Below are 21,995 nucleotides of genomic sequence, written 5' to 3' on the forward strand. Positions count from 1 at the left end.
GGCCCCGAGGCGACGAGCCGGCCGGCCACGCCGGACCCGTGCCGTGCTGGGGCTGACCCTGCTCGGATCCCTGATCCCGGGCACCGGCTACCTGTTCGCCGGCCGGAAGAAGCTCGGCGCGGTGGTGCTGACGATCAGCGTCGGCCTGCTGTCGATGGCGGGCTATCTCGGCCTCACCCAGCGGAAGCGGATGCTCGAGCTGGCGGTGGCACCCGATCAGCTCCGGTACGTCACGTTCGGGCTCGTCGTGCTCGGCGCGCTCTGGATCCTGGTCATCGTCACCTCCCACCGGGCACTGCGCTCGGGCGTCGCGACGCCCGGGTCACGGGTCGGCGGCGCGCTGCTGGTCGGGCTGCTCAGCTTCGCGGTCGCAGTACCGACGGCTCTCGGCGTACAGACCGCACGGACCCAGCAGGACCTGGTGCAGTCGGTCTTCGCCGGGGGCAACAGCAAGAGCGCGACCCGGCCGACGATCAGGAACAAGAAGGACCCGTGGGCCGGCAAGCCGAGGCTCAACGTGCTGATGCTCGGCGCCGACGACGGCGCCGACCGCGACGGCGTCCGGACCGACACCGTGATCGTGGCCAGCATCGACACGGTGACCGGCAACGTCTCGCTGATCTCGCTGCCGCGCAAGCTGACCTTCATGCCGTTCCCCGAGGGCACCAAGCTGCACGAGGCCTACCCGGACGGGTTCGGCAAGGAAGGCATCAGCCTGCAGGACCGGCTGGAGTGGATGCTCGACGCGATCTACAAGAACGTGCCCGAGCAGCAGGGCGACGACATCGTCGGACCGTCCGACAACGTCGGCGCCGACATCCTCAAGCTCTCCGTCGGCGAGGCGACCGGGCTGAAGCTGGACTACTACGTCCAGATCAACCTGGCCGGCTTCACCCAGCTGGTCAACGCGCTCGGTGGGATCACCGTCAACATCAACTACCCGATCCCGGTCGGCGGCAGCGACGATGCGAAGCGCCCGCCGAACTACTACCTCAAACCCGCGCAGAACAAGCACCTCTGGGGCCTGGAAGCACTCTGGTACGCCCGCGGCCGGTACGGCATCAAGGACCCGGACGACGCCCGCAGCGCCCGCCAGCGCTGCGCCATCCACGCCATCGCCCAGGCCGCGACGCCGGCGAACCTGCTGAAGAGCTACACCAGCCTGGCCAAGGTCGGCAAGAACATGTTGCGCACCGACATCCCGCAGGAACTGCTGCCGGCCTTCCTCGAGCTCGCGCTGAAGATCAAGTCCGCCAAGGTGTCCGAGGTGCCGCTGGACGGGCACGAGCTCAAGTTCGCGTACCTGCACCCCGACTACGACGGCCTGCGCGCAACCGTCGCCGCAGCCCTGGCCGCCAAGCCGGTCTCCACCCCAACCACTCCAGCCACGCCCGGTACGCCGAAGCCCACCAAGCCCACCACGGGCAAGCCGACCAGCAAGCCGACGACGGGTAAGCCCTCGACGCCGAGCACCACAGCCCCCGCCGACCTCGCAAACGCCTGCGAGTACCACCCAGTCACCACGCCGTAGTCAACTGACCTACTTCAGCAGTCCGACTCCGAAGGCGACGACGAGGACCGAGATCATCAACGCCGACACGGATTCCGCCGCCATCAAGAGCTTTGCCCGCGGGGTGAGCGGCATCGTGTCCGTCGGGCTGAAGGCCGACGAGTTGGTGATCGAGACATACAGGTAGTCGACGAAGCCTGACCCGGAAGCGAGACACCGGACCGCCGCGATCCAACTCCCAGAACGCCAGCGCGAACACCAGCACGTTCGTCAGCCACACCTGCCCAGCCGCCGCCAGCAACTGTCCGCCCGCCGTCGCCTCACCAGTCACCAGCGAATGAATGAGCTGCACCAGCGCGGCAAGATTCGTGACCGCGATCAACAACACCAACGCGATCGAAAGCCTGCGCAGGAAGCGATTCTGCCGGCTCATCCGCCGCGGATTCGCCAGCACCAACGGCACGAAGAGAACCAACTCCAGCACCGGCACGACGAACCGCGGCCCGAGCTGCATGGCACTCGGCAGCACGGCGTACAGCAAAATCGCCCCCGCCACCGCAAGCGCAGCCGGCAACCGCGTCTCCCCCGGATGCCCTGACTCCTGCTCGCTCACGATCTCATCGCTCTGCCGTTTGCCACCAACATGCTCCAAGCAGAACACAATCCGCACGCGTTGCCATTATGTCCGCGAGCTGAGGCGGAGTTCTAGTAAGGCGTAGAACACGTAGTAGTTGGGGATTTGGTTGATTTGGCTGAAGACTTTGCCTCGGCGGGCCCCCTTCTCTCGGAGGTAGAGCTGGCCGTTGGCGACGTAGGCGGTCTCGATCTGGGTCCAGGGCGTGGCCTTGCCTTTCGCGGCGACCTGGTCCCAGCTGATGATGAGGTTGCCGAAGCGCAGCGTGTCGCCCTGCCGGAATCGGACGACGGCGGCGGGCAGCTGCGCGATGGTGACGGCTTCCTGGATGGCCGGCCCCCACGCGTCCACGGCGGTGTTGCCCTCGTGTGAACCCTCGATCGTGGCTGCCGCCCCGTCATCGCCGACCACTCGGTACGAGAAGCTGGTCTGGCTGACCGTGCCGAAGTCCGCCGTCTGCTTGAGGATGCTCTGTTTGACCTGCATCGAGTCCCAGCGAAAGGCCGACAGCTGTCCGCGGTGATCGATGTAGGTCATGCCGTGCTCGAACAGGTCGAGCCGCACCCTGCCCTTGGTGGCAGCCTTGCGCGCCGCCCGCACGGCCCACCAGCCGGTTGCGATCGCCGCCGGCGTGCAGGTGGCCGACAAGAACACGGGCCCGTCGGCGAGGAGCGAGCCGAAGCCGAAGACTCCGAAGAGGACGGCCATCACGCTGAGGCCCACCCACCCCGACGAGTGCTCCCTCGGCAGGTGGGTGGCTCGGTGCTCACCGAGCCGCGCGTGGGCGACCGCCGCACTGATCTGATCAGACAAAGGAGTCCTCGTTCCGTAGGCTTACCTTGACTAGCGAAGGTACCTTACCTTGAGCCTGCAAGGTAGACCATCGGCAACCAGCGACCCGGACATGCGCCGGCGGCACGGACCCAGCAACTAGAATCCTGGGTCTATGGCGTCCACTCGTATTCGCAGAGCACCCGAGGAGTCCCGGCGGGCGATCCTGCAAGCGGCCGAGGAGCTTCTTGTGGAGGGCGGGCTCGACGCTGTCACCGTCCGCGCCGTCGCCAAGCGGATCGGCATGACGGATGCCGGCGTCGCGCACCATTTCGGCAACCGCCAGGATCTCCTCGTCGCCCTCCTGCGGCACGGCGGTCGCCGGATCCGCGGCGCGGTCGAGCAGGCGGTCGCCGGCTGGGCAGACAGCCAGGCCGACATCGACAGCCTGATCCGGACCATCGCCCGCGTCTACGACCAGGGCTACGCCGAACTAGCGGTCGCACTCCACGCAGCCGGCTGGGAAGACCCAGGCGTGGGATTCCTGGAGCCGGTCGTCCAGATCCTGCACGCCACCCGAACCCGAAGCGGACGGCCCGGCCCACTGACCGACACCCGACTGGCCGTAGCCGCACTCCACCAGGCACTCGCCCTGGACGCCACCTACGGCGCCGCCTTCCGCCGCAGCGCAGGAGTCAGCGAATCCGCAGCAAAGCGACCAGGCCCCCAACGAACCTGGTGGGCCAACACCCTCCGCACCGCACTAGGCCTACCGGACGACTGAAGTCCTGAAGCTAAGAGCTGATGCCCTTCAGGAGTTGGCGGGCCATGACGATTCGCTGGACCTGGTTGGTGCCTTCGTAGATCTGGGTGATCTTGGCGAGGCTCACGCGCTCAACCGTTACAACGAGCCCATCCGCGGCCTGACCTGCGGTTTCACCCTTCAACAGTTGCCACCCCTGATCACCACTTGCCAACGTCCCACGGAGCAGGGACGGAGCTGGAACACACATCGGCTGGAGCCGACAGAGGACTCGAAACCCTAACCACCGCTTTCTAGAACCAGACCTGTCATTCCTAACCGTCAGCGCACGCTGTCCTTCGTGACCTGCGCGTATACCTTGCCGAGCATGTCGTTGGTAGTCAGTGTTGCTCATCATCTGTCGCTGAATCAGATGAGTTAAGACGTGAGCAAATGCTTGAGAGACTGTAGGTATCAGCTGCTCGGGTTTGTCATTGCTCACCCCGGTTTCTCGTCGCAGGTCGCGCGGTAGTCGGGGACCGTGTTCGAGGACTTCTCGGCGAAGCCAGGCGGCGAGGATGCGCGCACGTCGTCGGCCAGCTCCATGGCAGTCGGCTCATTACCGTCCAGCATGATCTTTGGTTGACAGCCACGTCGTCTTAACTGCCGGTTGACGGACATGGAGCGGGGCCACGCTGGCAAACGGAAGTAGTGAAACAAAGTTTTAACCTGACAGAACGAATGTTACCGGTATGTAGGGCGACACCATGGGATTTGGCGTCTACCAGCGGATTGCGTATTGCCTCTCCGCACCACACGCGAATCGCCTCCTCAATGCCAAGGATTTCGCACACGAACAGCACCCCGGCTGTCGGCGCACGATGCGAGCTCGCGACGTCGGCGCCCCTAAACCTGATCTTTCACGAACAGAGATCTGTCAACGAGACCGCTGCCGCGCTCAGCCTACAAAAGGGACTGCAGGCTCGTTCCTTATTGACGACGTTGGGCTCCTCGACGCTCGATTAACGTTGCGGTATCGTCCGAGCTATTGCCGGTGCCAGGGGGGTGCGGCAGCAAGGTGGGGGACGCCATGACGGTGCGTTCGAGTCGTTCAGTGTTGCGCGGGTTCGGGTTGGCCATGGTCACCGCGGTCGCTGTGATCGCTGGGCTGGTGGTAGCGGCCGAACCGGCTGGTGCGGTCGCGACGCCTGTGGTGAGGTTGGTGTCGCCGACCTCGGGCAAGACGGCGGGCGGGACCCGGGTCACCGTGACCGGGACCGGGTTCACCCGCGTACGGTCGGTCAAATTCGGCGTCGCCTCAGGCACGTCGATCAGCGTGCTGTCGTCAACGAAGCTGGCGGTCACCGCACCCGCACATTCGGCAGGCCGGGTCGACATAAGGGTGATCACTGCGTACGGCACCTCAGCGATCGTGGCCGCCGATCGTTACACGTATGTCGCACCGCCGGCGGTCAGCGCGATATCACCGACGTCAGGCAAGACCGCAGCCGGAACGAGGGTGACCATTACCGGCGCCCGGTTCCTGCACGTGACCTCCGTCAAGTTCGGCGTCGCCTCAGGCACGTCGATCAGCGTGCTGTCGTCAACGAAGCTGGCGGTCACCGCACCCGCACATTCGGCAGGCCGGGTCGACATAAGGGTGATCACTGCGTACGGCACCTCAGCGATCGTGGCCGCCGATCGTTACACGTACGTCGCACCGCCAAGGATCACAACGGTTACACCGAACTCAGGCACAACCGCGGGTGGCACTCGGGTCACGCTGACCGGAACGAACTTCCTGCATGTGACTGCGGCGACGTTTGCCGGGATCGCGGGCGCAACGCTGTCTGTGGTGTCGTCGACAAAGCTGCTCGTCACCGCTCCGCCGCACGCCGCCGGCCTCGTGACTGTTCAGGTGAGGACTAGCTACGGTGCTTCGGCAAGCGTGACCGCGGACCACTACACCTACGTCGCACCACCCATGGTCAGCTCGGTGACACCTGCTGCAGGACCGACCGCCGGCGGCAGGCGCGTGGAGATCATTGGATCGAGCTTCGTGCACGTCTCCTCGGTCATGTTCGGCACTACTCCTGGCACCTCGTTGTCCGTGCTTTCGGCGACGACGCTGCTGGTCACAGCCCCGCCGGGAGCAGCAGGCATTGTCGACGTCCGGGTGAACACCCAATACGGTACGTCACCAGCCGTGACAGGAGACCGGTTTGAATACGCCTCGCTGCCAGAGGTGTCAGCGCTCTCCGCTCACTCGGGCTCGGCTGTGGGCGCAGAGAATCTGACAATTAGTGGAGCGAACTTTGCTCTTGTCACCCAGGTCGATTTCGGCGGATCTGCAGCTACAAGCTTCACTGTGCTGTCCGCGACCAGCATCCAGGTGAAGACCCCCGCCTCATTGCCGGCAACCGTTGACGTCCGAGTCTTGACGGCTGGTGGCACAAGTCCGACCACCCCCGCGGATCAATATTCGTTTGTGAATCCACCGGACCGATCCGAATCAACCTTCATGCCTGCGGCAGGCACCCTATCGAGCGCAGCGAGCGACGTGTTGTCTGTCACCGGTGGCAACGCAAGCGTGGCGGGAGGTTCGATCCGAATGGCGCCCTGGTTTGTGACGCTGTCCGCCAGCGCCCAAGCGCCGTCAGTGGGAGAGCGATACTACTTGCCGCCTGGCAACGCGGTGTTTCCTACTGGTCTCGCTGGCATGGTGACCGCCGCAGGCGATAGTAGCAATGGCGATCAATTGGTGACCGTGTCCGCGACATCCGTTGACGCTGTGCTGGACCACGTCGGCGTCGACTTCACCGGATCGATCGGCGACGATCCACCACCATCATTTCCCTCCGTGCTGGCGACACCGGGCGCGATCCGCACCACTACCGCGAGCCCCAATGCGGGAAGCCTCACCGGGACGATCGACTTCGGCAAGATTGAATCATCGGCGCTCAAATGCCTAGACCCCGCTGGGCTCACCGTCGCCGTGAACGGCTCGCTGACACTGAAACTGACAAACGTAAAGGTGCATCATGAGATCGACCTGGGAAGCACCACGCCGTTCGTGGATATCTGGGCGCAATACGAACCAACAATTGGCTTCAATCTGACGGCCGAAGGCAAAGCCGATTGCTCACTCTCCGCGTCATGGCAGAACGCGCACAAGAAGCTGTACGTATTGAGTGACACAGGCGCCACCCTTGCCATCACGCCAGATATCCTGTTCTCAATCACCGCGTCTGGCACTATTACCGTTCAGCAGCACAGTTACCGAATGCTCGGCTTCATCACGAACTCAGATGGCACCATTCGTAAGATCGACGCCAAGTCCTCTGACCCGACCAGCGTCGTTGCTTCTGGAAAGCTTGAGGCGGAAGCGTACGCGGGTGTTCAAATTCAGATAGGTGAGTTGGACATCATTGGCGTTGGCATGTCTCTTGGCGGCGGAATGAAAGGCGCTGCTGAAGTGACCAGTGTCCCTCAAGAAGTATGCGTCAGCCTGACTCCGTATTTGCGCGGCAGCTTATATGCCTACCTGAACTTGTGGGTCAAGGAATGGAAACTCCAAGCATTTCAGGTGGAGTTGGATCTCGACATATTTAGGGCATGCGTGCCGCTGTCCGAGGTTCCCCCACCAAACTCGCCGTCAGCGCCAGCCATCACCACGACCACTCTGCCCGCCGGCACCGCCGGGCAGCCGTACAGCGCTGCCCTCGACACAGTTGACCACCGCACAGGGACATGGGCGATCACCTCTGGCGACTTGCCCGCAGGGCTGTCCCTATCCGGCCGCATGATCGCCGGAACACCGACTCGCGCGGGGGCGGCCGGGTTCACTCTTAGATTCACGGACAGTAAGGGCCAGATCGCCACGGTAGAGGCGAAGGTAACGATCGACCAAGTCGCAGGCGGATCAGGTTCCATCGATGCCTGGTCAACGGACTTCGGGAGTGCCGCGGCGGATATCGCTAATCTCGGCGAGTCTCATCTCACAGCCTCAACGGCTGCAGATATACACCAGAGCTGGGTAACGAGCGCGTATCCGGCTGATCATTTCGGTCGCGGCTGGCAGCGAGCATCGATCGTGAGAGATGGCCTTGCATATATGCCCGTTGGCGCAAGCCTGCGCGCATTCAACGTCTCGAGCGGATCACTAGCGTTTGCAGTCCCATTGCCACTGGACGCGCAATGGCGCAGCGCCGCCTCACCAGGCGATGGGAATCTCTACCTCGTTACCGACGAGTACGGAGGCGCGTCTTACCCGAACGGCGCGATACTCGCAGTCGACCTAGCCAGTCGAGCCGTGCGCTGGCTCGTCTCCGACGCACGGTGTGCATATCCACGTGGCGTAACGATCGTTGGCGCGAGGCTCGTCACCACCGGGATTGATACCTGCGGCATAGACATAGCGACCGGAAAGGTCCTGTGGGACTGGTCTCCGCCGTACCCAGACGTCACGTTTGGCGGAGCAACGGACGGGTCGCTGGTATTCATGACTAAACAGGTCGCATCCGGGGACGGGCAGGACTTTTGGCTGTTGGGCGTAGATCCGTCGACTGGATTAGTGCAATTTAATCGCTTCTTTAATGCGCCCGGTGGCTTCGATCTCATGGTGGCCGACAACACACTGCTGCTCTCCACCGTCTATGTTCCCTCGGGCGTGGGAAACCCGGTTCCAGAGCTATTGGGGCTTGATCCCGGGACTGGCGCCACAGTATGGTCCCGGGTTGACCAAGGGGCAGCTGGACCACGAACCTCAAGTGGCCAATATGTGTGGTTGCTGGACAGCCCAAATATTGTCAAATTGGATGCTGCGACCGGACGAGAACTCGCTACGACGCCAAGCACGAGCCCATACGTCAACGGCAGGCTCCTGCTGGCGGGCAGCATCGTTTGGACCATGGATGGCGAAACGGCAACGGCCCTGCGGGCAAGCGACCTGAGCACCGTGACAAGCTTCCCACTTGTAACTCAGGGGCCGCCGATCGTGGCGGATGGACAGATCCTGGCACCCGAGCCTGGCGGAACAAATCAGTGGCGGTTGCGCGCATGGGGTTTGTAGCCACCCTTGCGTTATCCGCATCGAACGATTGGCAGCGCAGCACCCGCGCTATGCGCTCCGCGGCCCACGCTCAGCTCTGCAAGACGTCGGGGTAAGAGCGGCCTGTCGGAATCGAACCGACGACCGGTCGTTCTCGGGACCTTCGACAGAACCTCGAAACACCGGAAAACCGTCCCGAAAACCAGACCCGAAACCGTGTGCCGCTCTGACTTTTTGGGATCCTCCTCGACGTCCATCAGCCTGTGCGGAAGACGATCGATCCTCAACGCCCGACCAAGACACCATCACACCCCTGTGGCCGGCGAGGTCGCGCCTTCGGCGTCACTCGACCGACGATCTATCGCCATCCTTCGAAGCCAAACTAGGTCGAGCATTTTCGGCAGGACCGCTCGGGTCAGCCTCCCTGTCCGACGCTGAGTTGGCGGCAGACGCGCTCATGACGATCCTGAGCAGTATCCGAGCGACCTCTGGCGACAATTCCGGCGTTTTGGTCGGAGTGATCACGGTCAGCGCGTCGTTGGCGGGTTTGGACATGGGAGTCCTGGAGCTCGCGATCGACTGACTAGTCAGCTCTCGGCCTGCATCTGTCGACTCGAGCTTCACGGACGGCATACGCCGCCGCAACCCTCACCGGGCATCTAAAGCGAGTCCAGAGCGCCACCCTGCGGTCGAGGAAGCACTGGCCCTTCCTCCGCTCGCCCGCGAGAAGGACATGACCACGGCGACAGCGATGGCGTACGAACGGGTGAAAGGAAAGCTCGCAGGGAACACCGCGGCGTTGATCCACCTCGCCAACATCCTTCTCGCCCGTGGCGACGACTTCGAAGCCCAGCACTGGCTTCGCCAAGCCATAGCAGACGGAAACACCGACGCTATACCCCGCGGCGACAGCCCTTTGACCAAGCGCGAGACCAACGTACTCCTGCTGGTCAGCACCGGCGCGACTGCCCAAGAGATTTGCTCGCGAACTCAGCCTCAGCGCCGGCACGGTCCGCACCTACCTGGCCCGCATCCTCGCCAAGACCAACTCCAGAAGCCGGATCGAGGCCATGAACAACGCTAAGCAGGCTGGCTGGATCTGATCCGAGCGCACCCTCGCCGAGCTTCCACAGCGATTCCATGAGGTAACAGTGGGGGCCACTCACAGACGTCGACCGCGGCAACGTCCTGACGGGCGTGCACCGTCGGCTCCAACCTGATGGCCGGTATCTGATCAGCACCGCGATGTATGAACCCGGCCGCGTCTACGACGACGATGACCACTATGACCCGAGGACCGGCATCGTCTGGGCCCCAGTGCCAACCCAGGTCACCGATTCGGTCCGATTCGGCAGCTCCTGGTACATCCCGAACCGCCGTCACCTGACGGCCGAGGCCCTGCGCCTCGAACTGGAGCGCCACGGCTTCCGGATCATTGAGCAGTCCGGGCAGTTCGGCGGCGAACTCGTTTGTACGCCGGCTGATTAACTCGCCAACCCCAGCCGACGCCTCGCCGTTGTCCTCCTGACCGAGGCCGCCAGAGCCCTGCGCTGCTCGACCAACGACGTCCGCCGGCTGATCGCCGCCGGCGAGCTGCGGTCGCCAACCGCGGGCTACTGCTGCTGGACGTTCCCGAGGATCAGCACGGCACCGATGCCCAGGGCAAGCATGATGGCCGTCACTAGCCCTGCCTTCCGGATCCACGGCCATCGGTTCCACTTAACCCAGCACAGGACGAGCACGCCGATCGTGATCACGACGAGGCTCGCGCCAGTGACCTGCGCCCAGATTGCTGCGGTGGCCTGGATGACACCCGACACGCTGCCGAAGATGCCTACCGCGGCGCCGATGAACACCAAGACCGGGTGGGAGCCGGGCGATGCCTTTTCGTCCTTCGACTGGTTCGCCGGCCTATCGGTGGCCTGAGGGGCTGGTGGCTTCACTGTTTGCTTGACGTTGGTGCTGTTCATAGCGACGTTCGAGCTGCCGTAGAAGTGGTTGGTGATGACCCTGTCAGCGGGGATCTCGACAGCTGCGATTCGTGAGGGAGGAACCTCTGAACGCACTTGCGGCCCTGGGGTTGCTTGGTCGAACGTCTTACCATCCTCGATCCAGTCTTCACCAGAGCTGGAGATCTCGGCACCGAAGACGCTGCCGCTGGCGGAGATGGTTCCGGTGATGAGACCTCGTTCGTGGAGCCACGGCAACGCCTTCCTGAGTTCATCGCGGCTGAAGGATTCGCCGTAGAACAGAGCGGGGGTAGAAGGCATCCGCATCTTCGAGTCATAGAGCTGGCGCAAGGCAACGTCGCGAGCTGCCCTGCGCCGACGGGGGACGTCGGCGCGGAGCTGGCGAATGCGCTCGACACGGTCGGCGCCGGCCGGGGTGAGTTTGCAGTAGTGGCCGCCGAAGTTGTTCGGTGTCAGCAGGTTGTCGATCAGACCCGATGCCTCCAGTGCCTCCAGCTCGTCATGGAGCAGACTGCGACGTTCTTCGGTCGGCTGATCATCGAACAGGCCGGTGATCGGTACCTCGACTCCGGCTCTCTGGCCGGCCTCTGCGTCGATCGATGCCAGGATCTCCAACTGCCGGACCTCCTGGGTGGAAAGCCGGTACGCCGGGTCGGCCGCGTCATCGTCTGGTGGAAGGGCGGCCGGGATCGCACGTTCGGCGCTGTACGGCATCGGGGCCCATATTTCACCGGGAGACGCAGCCTGAGCCTGCTGTGCAGCCACTTGCCGAGCACGGGCCTGCTGGTACTCCGCGAAGGTGGTGACGTTCTTGTAGAGCCGGATATCGCCGTCGAGCTCGAGCGTCCACCCTCCTCTCTCGTCGATGGTGGTCTGCGATTTCCAGGGTTCCCAGCTGAGGAGCATCGACGATCGCCGGCCGAGTTGCTGCTGCTCTGTGTCAGACAGGTCGAGTTGCAGCTCCTCGAGCACCTGGTCGAACGTCACTGCTGCAGGCTGTGCGGGGCCTCCTCGATAGGTCGCCGCTCCAAGGCGCGCGGCTGTGATGATTACTTGAAGGACTTGCTCGGTGCCGGAGCAGGCCGCTGCACCTGCGACTGTGAGGGACAGCGGGCCCTTGGGATCGGGACGCGCTCCTCCTGAAGGCCGCCCGCCGTGCAGATGTGTGGTCGGAATCTGACCGATCAGCGCTTTCAGGTCGACGTCATCATCACGGCTGAGGAGTGTCCGGTCGATCGTCTCGAACGTGGGCCAGTTGCCTGCACGGTCGAACTCCTCCCACACAAGCTGAAGTAGCTCTATCGCGTCGTCTGCGAGGGCATGTGAGCGTACCGATGCGGAGTCGTTAGACATCAATCGACCGATCTGGATGTTGGGGCCGCCTGCGTGGGCCGATTCGACAGAACACCCGGTCAGGATACGTAGCGCCAGCAGGACGAACGGGCGCGCAGCGCCAGTTCGGATCAAGTGCGGCAGGAGGTGCCGAAGGCGGTGGCCGGACCGCAGTACGCGGCAACGCGTCACCGGACGTTGGAGTACTCCCGCGGCTACGACTCATAGGCATGGGCGGCCCCGGCGATCGTCGCGCATGACGCGGCCGAGGTCGTCGGTGATTGCGGCGACGCGTTCGTTCCGGCCGTCGTTGTCGAGGTAGATCATGACGGTGCGGACGTCGGCGTGCATGGTGAGTTCCTGGATGTCTTCGGTGGCCAGACCGCGGCGCAGCCCTCGTTGCCGCGGCCACCTACGGCGTTCCATTGGCCTACATTCCTCTCAGCGCCGTTGTCACGGGGTACATCTATGCGGTGCTGCTAAGTGTCCGGGCCGCTGTGTCATCGGAAACCAGTGAAGCTCGCCGCAGGAGCTCCGAAGGAGTTCTGCTCGTACTTCTCGGCCGGCGCTCCCGACGACTCGGCTCACGTTCCAGGTCCGGTGGACAGGGGTGATACGAAGATGCGGCCGTGCTTCCAGGACGCGCAGCTAACTGGAAGCACGGCGAAGGGTCAGTGGCCGAGCGACGGGCTCACATGCTTGACGCAGCGCAAGTCCCCACCCCGGCATCGGGGGCTCAGATGACAATTACTCGTTCGACACGACGAGCCTGCCGGCGATGGATTGGGCGAGCGACAGGAACGCCTGGAGGTGCAAGTCATCCTCGACCAACTGCGGATCGGTGCGGATCAGCTGGTACATACGGCTCAGAACATCGATGCCATCGTGCAGCGTCGAATCGACCTCGCCCTGCCCTGCCAGGATGCCGGCCAATTCGTCAACGTTCAGCTGCTCCAGATCAGCGGTGTTCTGATGCGACTCGATCCTCGATCGAAGGCGCTGACCGAGCAGATCGTAGTACCGCTGAACTGCTTCGATCCGACTCCCGGCTCGCAGCGCGGGCCGGTCGCCGATCATGGCCTGATCCGCCCGCTCGGTCTGCGCAAGGACCTGCTGGACATCCTGGGCCTGAGTGGATAGCACCTTCATCTTGCCGCTGAGAAACCCCACCGCCGCCGCCGCGACAGCACCGCCGTCGGCTCCGGTTCCAGCTTCCGTCCCAACCCTCACGAACCATCGGCGTACTCGAGTCCACCGACCGGTGTCCTCGTGATCTGTTTGATCAGCGTTCGCGACGTCGCGGAGCTCGGTAAGCAAGTCGGGCTTCATGCCCTGCTCGCGTAGGAAGCCGACCAGCCCTTCGATGTCTCCCCTAGCGGGGGAGTTGACCCACTGCTTGATTTGAGTGCTGTCGATCGCGACGTTCGAGCTGGCGTGGAAGTGGTTGTTGATGATGATCGCAGCGAAGGCCTGCTCGGCCGACGGCGCGCTGGGCTGGCCGGCCTCCGGCACGACCTTCTCCAGCTGCAGAGCGAGATCGAGAATCCGGCCGCGCACCCCGTCGAGTGCTCCTACAAAGCGGTGGCGAGAGATGTAGCTCTTCGCGCCGACCAGGCGTGCTCCGCCACCGGTGAAGACCGGACGCACCTTGCCGGCCTCCACCCACGAGTTGTAGGCGCCGACCATGTCCGCGCTCCAGACAATCGTCGTCTGTTCTTCGGTTGCCATGCTCTCCACCATGGCAACCGGCTCTCGCAGGAACACTCTGAACCAGTCGGCACCGGCTTCCGTCTGGTCGAAGGTGTACTGCGGGATCTGCACGTCCGTCGCCTCCTCTCTACCGTCGAGGCTCATGAAGTGGCCGTACACGTGGATGCCGAAGGGGCCGCGGTATGTCGGGAGTTTGGTCTCCTCCGTATAGCCATTGAGCTCGTGGTCAATCCAGTCACCCAGAGGATCAGCGCCGGTTCGTGACGCCAGGATCTTCACCTGCCGAAGCAAGTTGGCGATCCGGGCATCTCCGCTCGCACCGACAATCACCTCGTCCAGTAGGGTCATCCTCAGCCACCAAGAAACCCAATGGCGGCCGTCGCTACGGCACCGCCGATCGCTTCTGTTCCAGCGTCGGTGGCCACCCTCGCAAACCATCCGCGCACGCGAGTCCAGCGGCCGGTCCCAGTGCCCGGGTCTTCTCCGTCGGCTTCTGCGGCGGCTCGAAGTTCGCTGAGCATGTCCTGCGTCACGCCTGCCCGCCGCAGGAATTCGATCAGCCCTTCGATGTCTCCCTTGGCCGGCGGCTTCACAGATTGTTTGACGTCGGTGCTGTCAATTGCGACGTTTGAGCTCGCGTAGAAGTAGTTGTTGATGACCTTCCCGGCGAGGGCCTGTTCGGCATCCGTTGTAGTGGCCTGACCCGCGACAGGAACTACCTTCTCCAGTTGAAGTGTCAGATCCAGGATCCTGTTACGAACGCCGTCGAGCACGCCCACGTAGACATCTTTCGCGACAGGCATCGTGGCCTGGCCCAGCACATAGCCATCATTCAAGGGAGATTGGACCCGACCATTGTCCAGACCCCAGTTGAACAGGTTGATGGTGTCCCCGGACCAGGCGAGAGTTGCCCCGTCTTGCGACGCCATGGTCTCAATCCGCGCGATCGGCTCACGCATCTGCATCTCGAACAGATGATCCGCGTCCAACTGCTGAGCGAAACAAGCTCGCGGGATTGGGACGTTCTTCATCTGGCTCTGGAACGGCCCAAAGAAGTGTCCGAGCACAGGAACAGGAAACGGACCCCTGTACGTCGGCAGCTCGACATCGTCTGGGTAACCATCCAGCTCGTGCCCGATCCAGTCCTCCAGTGGGGCCGCCCCGGTTCGGGATGCGAGGATCTTCACCTGGCGAAGAAGGCTCGCGATCCGGGTGTCTCCGGTGGCCCCTGCGATCACCTCGTCGAGCAACGTCACTCCGAGATCACCGCAGTAGCACTTACCGACATGCCAGCGGAGACGGGGCGAGCAGAGCGGTTGTCGGTCATCGGGCGTACTCCGTCAGGTGGGGGATCAGGATCGCCGCGTGGGGCGGTGATTCAGCGTAGCGACCGGGCCCGACAAAGCAGTCCTCGGCTCAACCTAGTCGACGGAGACGGTGCTGTCGCGCTCGGGAAGTCGGTGGACTGTACGGCCGGGTGCCGCCCAAATCCACCTGGGTCGCCCGCTGGCTTGTGGCGGTATGGCGTAAGTGGCGCCAAGGACGGCGAGTGAAGCTGCGACCTCCGGATCCGCGGCCGCTGGCCGAGCCGGCGGGTCAGCAGCTTGGGCGAGGTCGGCGCTGATCGCCTTGCGGATGGTGGCGTAGGCGGCGGTCAGCTCGTCGCGGTACTTGAACGGCTGCCCGAGCTTGGCCTGGGCACGGGCGGTTTCGGTGGTGAGCTCCTCGATCTGCTCGTGCGTTGAGCTGAGCGTCCGCTCGCGGCCATGGGAGTACCGTCGTGAGCCGGGCACCGGCATGAGCGTGGTGGCGCGACCACGCCGACCACCACATGCCTCGACTGCTCGACGCCAACGGCCCATTCAAAGGCTGCACCCTCGCTGGCCACGCGGTGAACGCCAAGCACGAACCGCTGCCGTTCGCGAAACCGCCAGCGGAGCTGTACGACCCGCTCACGTACAACGTCTGACGCCGGACTGGGTTCGTACTCGAGACCCTTGGTCAGTTACCCGGACCCCTCTGAACGGTCTTGCCACAGCCAGCTCGAGGCCGAGCCGACGCCTCTCTGCAGAACACAGCTTGGAACGAGTTATAGGCACTATTGTAGTTTTCCATGCCGACAGGGCCGGAGATTCCACCCGCAGGCCCTCCCATGACTTCAGGAATAGCAGATCGGATCATCAGGTGAGCCTCCCAGGCATCATCGCTGCCGTAGATGAAAACAAGGTCTGCCTTGTTGACGAAGGTTTGGTAGAGCACGACAAGCGCCCGGAACTCTGTCTCGGCAGCGTCCCCCTGAGCCTTCGACTGCTGCAATCTCTCTAGTCCTGCTTGGTATAGAGCCGTCGCAGACAGATAGTCGGCGTACACCTGCCCCCGCTTTTCTCTGGCCTCTCGGTCTCGTTCCTCGCCTTGTTGCTGAGAGGTGGTCTTGCTCGCCGAACCTGCGCCGATGGCGGCGCCGGCCACAGTCCCCCCAACGCCGAGAAGAGCAAGTAGAGCAGCCCCCACTGCAGCCAGACGCCATCCTGGTCCGGCTTGGGCTCGCTGCGCGCGCAACTCGGCTTGCTCCACTTGCGAGCGCAGCTCAGTTACCTCTTGCTTGCTGCGTAGCTCGGCCGCCTCCAACTGTGCCCGCAACTGCCGACGAACTCCGGAACTGCCGAGGACCCTACTTGCGAGCGCCATGCATCCCTCCAGCCTTCGACAATCAAGGCTAGCGTTCGTAGGCCGATAAGCTGCCTTATGTAAGGCGCGCCATGTTCCACAATGTTCCTTACAAGTCCGAAGCTGCTACGAGCAGCGGCGAAGCGGCGTCGGCGGCTGAACATGCCGACCAGCACAAACGGTGCCGACGGCGACGATGCCTCGGTTCCACCGGTCGCCCAGTACCTCAAATCCGCAGCTCGGTCAGTAGGAGTCCTGGCCCGCCGACAGCGACGAACAGCCTGCCATCTGTCGTGGTATGAACGTCGACACTGTCGATCGGCGTCCCGAACGCGAGCTGAGTGAGCCTCCGTCCGGTGGACGGATTCCAAACCCGGACCGTGGAGTGGTGACCAGTCACCACCACATCCCGCGATCCCACCCGCGCAAAGGTGACGGACCCAACTGTCTCTGAGGTCTGGATCGGCGCGATCCGGTCAGTTCCTGTCGTCGGGTCACACAGCCGGAGTGTGCCAGGTGTCAGTACGCCGATCACCGCTTCGTCCCCGATCTGGCCCAGCGCGACTTTCGCGCTCTGGCTGTCGATCCTGATCGGTTTACCGATCAGGTCACGACCGCCGACCTCGATCAACCGCAGCCGCTTGTCCTCGGTGGTGAACGACATCCACGTGTTCCCGAGTCCGTGATGGAGTCCGTGCACCATCACCTCGGTCGGAGCGGCCCGCAGCGTGCGGTGCCGAAGGCGCATTCTGCGACCTGCGAGTACGTCGTACACCTGAACCGTTTTTGGCTGGAGATTCTGGGTGGCGAACAACACCCGGCCGGCGCCGACGAACAGCGTGGTCGGTCGGCCGCGCGGATCTACCCCCGGGAACTCTCGGACCGTCTGCGAGGGCACGTCGGGCGACGCGAACTGCAGCAACCGAACGGTTCCCAGGTACGACGTGAGCACGGTCAAGCGATCGTCGACGTACCCGGCGGCGACGCCGACCGTCGGACCGCGGGACCATTTATCCGTTGCCGTCACGCCCGGCTCGTGGACCTCGGCCAACCGATGAGCACCATCACCGCTCCACCACTGCACCACGCCCTGGTCGTTGCCAGTAACAACGTCCGGCGTCTCGGTACCCGCCCGCGGCACGAGCACCACTGACGCGGCGCGGCGAGGTGAAGAGATCCGGGTCGCCGACGGCTGCACCGGATCCCACAGCCGGGTGTTGCCGTCCAGGCAGGAGGTGGCCAGCATGGTCCGCCCGTCGACCGTGCCGAACTCGACCGTGGTGATGCGATCCGGATGGGGCAAGTCAACGCTGTCGGCCTGCTCATCGGTCCATCCCCCGAGATGAACCTCGCCGTTCTCGTCGCCGGCGGCGAGCATGAGCCTCCCATCGACGACGCCGAAGGCAACGGCGCGGATCTCGTTGTCGTAGGACCAACCGGGCGTCATCTGCTCCGCGGCGTCCGGCCCAACGTCCCAGACAGTCACCCGCCCGGAGTTGGTACCGACCGCCACCCGGACCCCGGAACCGTCGGACTCGACAAGGTCCACTCCGTTGACCTCGCTGCCAACATCCAGCCGCGCGAATGCCTCGCGGGGGTTGTCGAGATTCCAGATGGTCACCTCCCCGTTCCCGTGCCCGAGCGCCGCCAGCACCCCGGACGAGGTCTCGACCAAAGTCAGCGAACGAACGACCTCGGGCGCCAGGATCGCCGTCGCAGACCCGCCGGTGTCGTCCGCCCACAACACTCTCAGTAAGCCGCTCCCGCCTGCGGCAGCCACGATGACCCGATCGTGCCACCGCGCCATCGCAAGACTTCGGAACAACCCGCCTCCCAGCTGAACGACATGGCGGCGGACCCGCGTCGTCGCGTCCCAGATCCACAGCTCACCACTACGACTGATGGCGGCGAGCGTCGTTCCGGACATCGCCACCGCACCCAGGTCCTCCGGCCCGCGCAGCGGCTCACCGAGGAGTTGCCCCGTCGACGCGTCCGACAACACAACGGTGCCGTTGCGAAGTCCCACGGCCAGAACCACGTGATCCGCGACGGACCCGAACACCGCGTGCGGCCAGCGCGCCCCAGTCGAAAACCCCTGGGGGGAACGGAGTGACGTTTCGACGACGGTCCCGCCGATCATCCAGGTGGACCAGCGGGCATGCCAGGTCGGGCCCGGACCGGGGCGGGCCGGAGGGATGGCGCCGGTGGCGAGAAGTGCCGCATCCAGGGCGGCAGCGTTGCCTCGAGGATCCTCCCAGGTCAGCCGATGCCGGATGGACCGCCAAGCTCCCAGGAGATTCCAGAGCTCGGACTGGGACGCGGATTGGGTCAGACGGAGGAGGTCGGCGATGCGGACGGGATCGAGATACGGCAGCTTCTCGGCGTCGAGAATGCTCTCGAGCACGCCGGCCGCAGCGGCGTGACTCGGGAGGTGGCGGCGGATGTAGGGCGGGACGTCGGTCGTCCGAGAGGTGCCGTCCCAACCGGCTGCGGTCAGCAGGGCTCGAGTGATGTTGCGTTGAGCGGTGGCGCGATCCGAGGAACCGGCACGCCCCTCGGCTAAGGCTTCGCGGAGCTTCTCGTGGAAGAGGCGGTAGACGACAGCGCCGTCTTCGAGGTCGCGGATGAGGTAGCCGCTCGCGTGGTGATTGAGCAGGTGAAGAACGTCATCGGAGTCGACCGCGTCCGTACCGTCGACAGCCGTCGCGGCCGCCGGCCAGATGTCGCGCCACGGGATGCCTCGGCCGAAAGACAACGCTGCTGCCCGGAACAGGCGCCACACCGTCAAGCGCGTGCGTTCGTCCGGTATCGACACCTCCAGATCGTTGAGCACCAGCTGGCTGACACTGGTCCCGAGCACACCCAGCAGGCGGTCGTCGTCAACATCGCCCGGCGGGATCTCCGCCAGCTGGCGGGCCGCCAGTCCGGTCAGGAAATACGACCGTTCCGCGCCGGCCGCGATCCGGTCGGCCAGATTCCTTTGTCCGGCGGACGGCGTACCTCCTCTGCTCAGCAGTTGCGCCGCGTAGCTAGCCAGATCGTCGTGCTCCCAGAACTCGTCGGCGTCGACGCGCAGCCGCGCCGCGCCGAGCGCACTGACGACGACGTCGGACAGTTCGTGATCGCCGCTGGACTCGTCCGCCTCGGATCCGGACGACCGCACGCCGATGAGAAGCCGCATGAGCCGGTTGCCCGGGTTCAGGCGCTGGAGGAGGGCCAGCGCGACAGCAGTCGGATCGCTGGCCTCGTCCAGACCGTCGATGACCACCGTCGGTATCTCGGCGCGGTTCGACAGGTGCCGCGTGATCGCGATGATCCAGTCGTCGAGGCTATTGCCCGGCGGCGCGGGCACCAGCAGCGATTCGCCCAGCTGGCGGGCGACCTGGTCCGTTGTCTTGCCTGTGGCGAGGACGGCGACATCGACCGAGCCGATCGGTGGCACCGGCTCGGCGACCGCGAGTGTCTCGGCGTACTCGTCCCGGAACTTCGCGTCGCTGCAGGTCACCAACCGCGCGAGTACGGCGGACTTCCCGCAGCCGGCGCGGCCGGTGACGACCAGCGATCCCGGCTCACCGGTCGCGAACTCGATTAGCTGGTTCATCAGCCGCTTCCGCCCGGTGAAGACAGACCCCGCTGACGATGTGACAGGTGCGCGGTGCAGCCAGTGCGTGTCGAGCGCGCTCTGCAACACGGCGAGATCCTGGCGGGCGGGATCGGTCGCGACCGGGGCGACGGCGGCCGAGTCGAACCTCGGATTCGGCAGGCAGACGCTCGTGCCGTACGGCTGGTTGATGACCGTCAGCTTCTGGCCGTGCCGCTCGAACATCCGTTGCTTGAGCGCATCGAGGACGTCGGACGCCTTCAGATATGGGTCGAAGTTGTTGTTCCCCGGCCCGCGACCCTCGCGGTACTCGGTGATCAGCTCGTTCAGCACACCGGAGAAGGCTCCCAGCCCTGCGTCACGACCGGCAGGCGCCGTGAAAATCACGAACCATCCCTCGGGCAGATCACGCTGGAGCGCCGCAGGCAGTTCATCGCCGGCATCCGCAGCTTGGCAGAGGTCCACGATGATGACGACCTGGGTGAGATCGCGATACCCCGCGATCCACCTGATCAGCTCCGCCGTACCGAGCGACTTGTGCGACAGCCTGCCTGGCTGACTGTCGTGCAGCACGACCCAGTGGGCACCGTCCTCGGTCTGGCCGTGCCCGGTGACATACAGGAACACCGCATCGCTCGAGTTGAGCTCGGACCCGGCGGTCATCAGCTGCCGGATCTGCTCATACGTCGGAGACTGCGCGAGCGACTCGTATCCGCGGTCGGTGAACTGTCGATCCTGCAACCCGGCATCCATAACCCAACTGGCCACCGCATCGAGTTCCGCCGCGACATCGAGCGACGGGTAGACCGCGTCCGCGGCGAAGGTGTCGGTCGCAATCGCGATGAACCGGCGGCGGAGGATGTCGTCGGCGCTCATGCGACCGTCAGGGAGTCCGCGATCGCCGCGCCGGTCGCGCGTTTACCCAGGTAGCGCGCGACTGCGTGTGGATCGTTGCCGTTATCAACGGTCGCGTCGGCAACGGTCGGCCAGTACGGCATTAGCGGCCCGGCCAGGGACACGGGGTCGCGCGGATCGTAGATGTTTACCCAGGTTCGTACGCCGGGCGGCAGGCCCGAGCGCGATGCGACAGGACGAAGGCGTTGGCGGATGCTGCGCAGGCCGAGAGGTGAGCCGATCGTGACCAGCGTGGTGATGCCGTGGTTCGGGATCCTGCACAGCGCCTCGTACGCGACCACGCTGCCGAGCGAGTGACCGACCATGACGCGCGGTCCCCCGGCCAATGCTTCCCGGATCCGAGCGTGCGCGGCAGTCGCAAGGACGTCGTCGTGTTGATAGCGATGCACCTGGACGAGGTCGCCAAAGAACAGCAGCCGGCCGGCGACGCCATACCGCCGTTCGAGCCAGGCAGCGAGCCGGCCCAGCGGTACCGGCACGCCCGTCATGCCCTTGCCCGGCGTGGACCCGGCCTCGTCCTCGTTGACGACCGCGTCCTGGATCTCCTCGAAGAACGACACCGTGTCGGCCTCGATGACCTCGCTTGACCCACCTTTGGTCGTGGAATCGACCAGGAACAGGTCTCCGTAGTACGCAACGTCCAGCGTCGGCGTCCGGACACCCCGGCCGCGCGCGCGCTCGATCCCATCCGCCAGCGCAAGCCGCCACGGCTCAAGCAACTGAAGCCGCCCGGCCTGCTGCTGGCTGATTCCATGCACGCCCACCACATCGACCAAGTCCCCCACCCCTCCACCTGCTGCTCCAGCAAAAGAAGTCCCAGCACAGCGTGTCGTTCCACAGCTGTATCGTCCAGCCCTCAGCCGGCGCTACACCTCCTCGGCAATTCTCGTGTTGCCGGCCGAGTCGGTGTTGTTCTTGAACAGGTAGATCTTGCCGAAGATGCCCGTCGTGCAGGCGATCCCCTGTGCTGGGGTGTAGCCGCAGGACGGGCAGCGGCGGGGCCGGTGATGCCTGGCCCTTCCTCGGGTCGTTCGTGCCGGAGCGGTCACCGTTGCCCTCCGCCGGCGTCCCGGCCGCGGCGCCGGCGCGGTGA

17 protein-coding genes and 1 pseudogene are annotated in these 21,995 nt (G+C 64.6%); 6 read left to right on the top strand and 12 right to left on the bottom strand.

Annotation, left to right across the window (positions count from 1 at the left end):
- The first annotated feature begins 43 nt into the window (after positions 1-43).
- On the top strand, positions 44-1,531 hold the full coding sequence (locus tag ACIA12_RS18275; protein WP_396368161.1) for an LCP family protein: 1,488 nt from the start codon (positions 44-46) through the stop codon (positions 1,529-1,531).
- On the opposite strand, the gene ACIA12_RS18280 is transcribed toward ACIA12_RS18275, so the two are convergent.
- Positions 1,518-2,123 (bottom strand): hypothetical protein, encoded by a 606-nt coding sequence (locus ACIA12_RS18280; RefSeq protein ID WP_396368162.1) that lies wholly within the window; start codon positions 2,121-2,123, stop codon positions 1,518-1,520. The two genes, ACIA12_RS18275 and ACIA12_RS18280, sit on opposite strands and share 14 nt — an antisense overlap.
- Before the next feature lie 66 nt (positions 2,124-2,189).
- Positions 2,190-2,957, bottom strand: coding sequence for a DUF6585 family protein (locus tag ACIA12_RS18285; RefSeq protein ID WP_396368163.1), 768 nt, complete (start codon positions 2,955-2,957; stop codon positions 2,190-2,192).
- Between the two features lie 133 nt (positions 2,958-3,090).
- Between ACIA12_RS18285 and ACIA12_RS18290 the strand changes: the two genes are divergently transcribed.
- On the top strand, positions 3,091-3,699 hold the full coding sequence (locus ACIA12_RS18290) for a TetR/AcrR family transcriptional regulator (protein WP_396368164.1): 609 nt from the start codon (positions 3,091-3,093) through the stop codon (positions 3,697-3,699).
- A gap of 456 nt (positions 3,700-4,155) precedes the next feature.
- On the opposite strand, the gene ACIA12_RS18295 is transcribed toward ACIA12_RS18290, so the two are convergent.
- Positions 4,156-4,290 (bottom strand): hypothetical protein, encoded by a 135-nt coding sequence (locus tag ACIA12_RS18295; RefSeq protein WP_396368165.1) that lies wholly within the window; start codon positions 4,288-4,290, stop codon positions 4,156-4,158.
- A 457-nt stretch (positions 4,291-4,747) separates the two neighbouring features.
- Here ACIA12_RS18295 and ACIA12_RS18300 point away from each other — a divergent pair, with 457 nt between their 5' ends.
- From ACIA12_RS18300 to ACIA12_RS18310, 3 genes are all read left to right on the top strand, one after another.
- Positions 4,748-8,728: an IPT/TIG domain-containing protein gene (locus ACIA12_RS18300; RefSeq protein WP_396368166.1), complete on the top strand. Its 3,981-nt coding sequence runs from the start codon at positions 4,748-4,750 to the stop codon at positions 8,726-8,728.
- Between the two features lie 1,001 nt (positions 8,729-9,729).
- Positions 9,730-9,810, top strand: coding sequence for a hypothetical protein (locus ACIA12_RS18305; RefSeq protein ID WP_396368303.1), 81 nt, complete (start codon positions 9,730-9,732; stop codon positions 9,808-9,810).
- Positions 9,811-9,952: 142 nt separating this feature from the next.
- The gene (locus ACIA12_RS18310; RefSeq protein ID WP_396368167.1) at positions 9,953-10,195 is read left to right on the top strand and encodes a hypothetical protein; all 243 of its coding nucleotides are present in this window, start codon (positions 9,953-9,955) and stop codon (positions 10,193-10,195) included.
- A gap of 125 nt (positions 10,196-10,320) precedes the next feature.
- Here ACIA12_RS18310 and ACIA12_RS18315 read toward each other — a convergent pair whose 3' ends face one another.
- From ACIA12_RS18315 to ACIA12_RS18335, 5 genes are all read right to left on the bottom strand, one after another.
- Positions 10,321-12,144, bottom strand: a complete 1,824-nt coding sequence (locus tag ACIA12_RS18315) for a hypothetical protein (protein ID WP_396368168.1) — start codon at positions 12,142-12,144, stop codon at positions 10,321-10,323.
- An 87-nt stretch (positions 12,145-12,231) separates the two neighbouring features.
- Positions 12,232-12,435, bottom strand: coding sequence for a hypothetical protein (locus tag ACIA12_RS18320; protein WP_396368169.1), 204 nt, complete (start codon positions 12,433-12,435; stop codon positions 12,232-12,234).
- Positions 12,436-12,756: 321 nt separating this feature from the next.
- Positions 12,757-14,157 carry a hypothetical protein gene (locus ACIA12_RS18325; RefSeq protein ID WP_396368170.1) on the bottom strand — a complete coding sequence of 467 codons (1,401 nt, stop codon included), beginning with the start codon at positions 14,155-14,157 and terminating at the stop codon, positions 12,757-12,759.
- Positions 14,070-14,975: a hypothetical protein gene (locus ACIA12_RS18330; RefSeq protein ID WP_396368171.1), complete on the bottom strand. Its 906-nt coding sequence runs from the start codon at positions 14,973-14,975 to the stop codon at positions 14,070-14,072. Before ACIA12_RS18330 ends, ACIA12_RS18325 begins: the two co-directional genes overlap by 88 nt.
- A 165-nt stretch (positions 14,976-15,140) precedes the next feature.
- The gene (locus ACIA12_RS18335; protein ID WP_396368172.1) at positions 15,141-15,512 is read right to left on the bottom strand and encodes a hypothetical protein; all 372 of its coding nucleotides are present in this window, start codon (positions 15,510-15,512) and stop codon (positions 15,141-15,143) included.
- Positions 15,513-15,535: 23 nt separating this feature from the next.
- Here ACIA12_RS18335 and ACIA12_RS18340 point away from each other — a divergent pair.
- Positions 15,536-15,688, top strand: a pseudogene (locus tag ACIA12_RS18340) (DUF4913 domain-containing protein); the annotation flags it as partial.
- A gap of 32 nt (positions 15,689-15,720) precedes the next feature.
- Here the strand turns inward: ACIA12_RS18340 and ACIA12_RS18345 are convergent.
- From ACIA12_RS18345 to ACIA12_RS18360, 4 genes are all read right to left on the bottom strand, one after another.
- A complete protein-coding gene (locus tag ACIA12_RS18345; protein WP_396368173.1) occupies positions 15,721-16,407 on the bottom strand; it encodes a hypothetical protein in 687 nt (228 codons plus the stop codon).
- Between the two features lie 205 nt (positions 16,408-16,612).
- A complete protein-coding gene (locus tag ACIA12_RS18350; protein ID WP_396368174.1) occupies positions 16,613-20,863 on the bottom strand; it encodes an AAA family ATPase in 4,251 nt (1,416 codons plus the stop codon).
- The gene (locus ACIA12_RS18355; RefSeq protein ID WP_396368175.1) at positions 20,860-21,678 is read right to left on the bottom strand and encodes a hypothetical protein; all 819 of its coding nucleotides are present in this window, start codon (positions 21,676-21,678) and stop codon (positions 20,860-20,862) included. The genes ACIA12_RS18350 and ACIA12_RS18355 overlap by 4 nt, the downstream gene beginning before the upstream one ends.
- 90 nt (positions 21,679-21,768) lie before the next feature.
- Positions 21,769-21,951, bottom strand: coding sequence for a hypothetical protein (locus ACIA12_RS18360; protein WP_396368176.1), 183 nt, complete (start codon positions 21,949-21,951; stop codon positions 21,769-21,771).
- Positions 21,952-21,995 lie beyond the last annotated feature (44 nt).

Origin of the sequence: Kribbella sp. NPDC051620, from assembly GCF_044453825.1 — a bacterium.
GTDB lineage: Bacteria > Actinomycetota > Actinomycetes > Propionibacteriales > Kribbellaceae > Kribbella.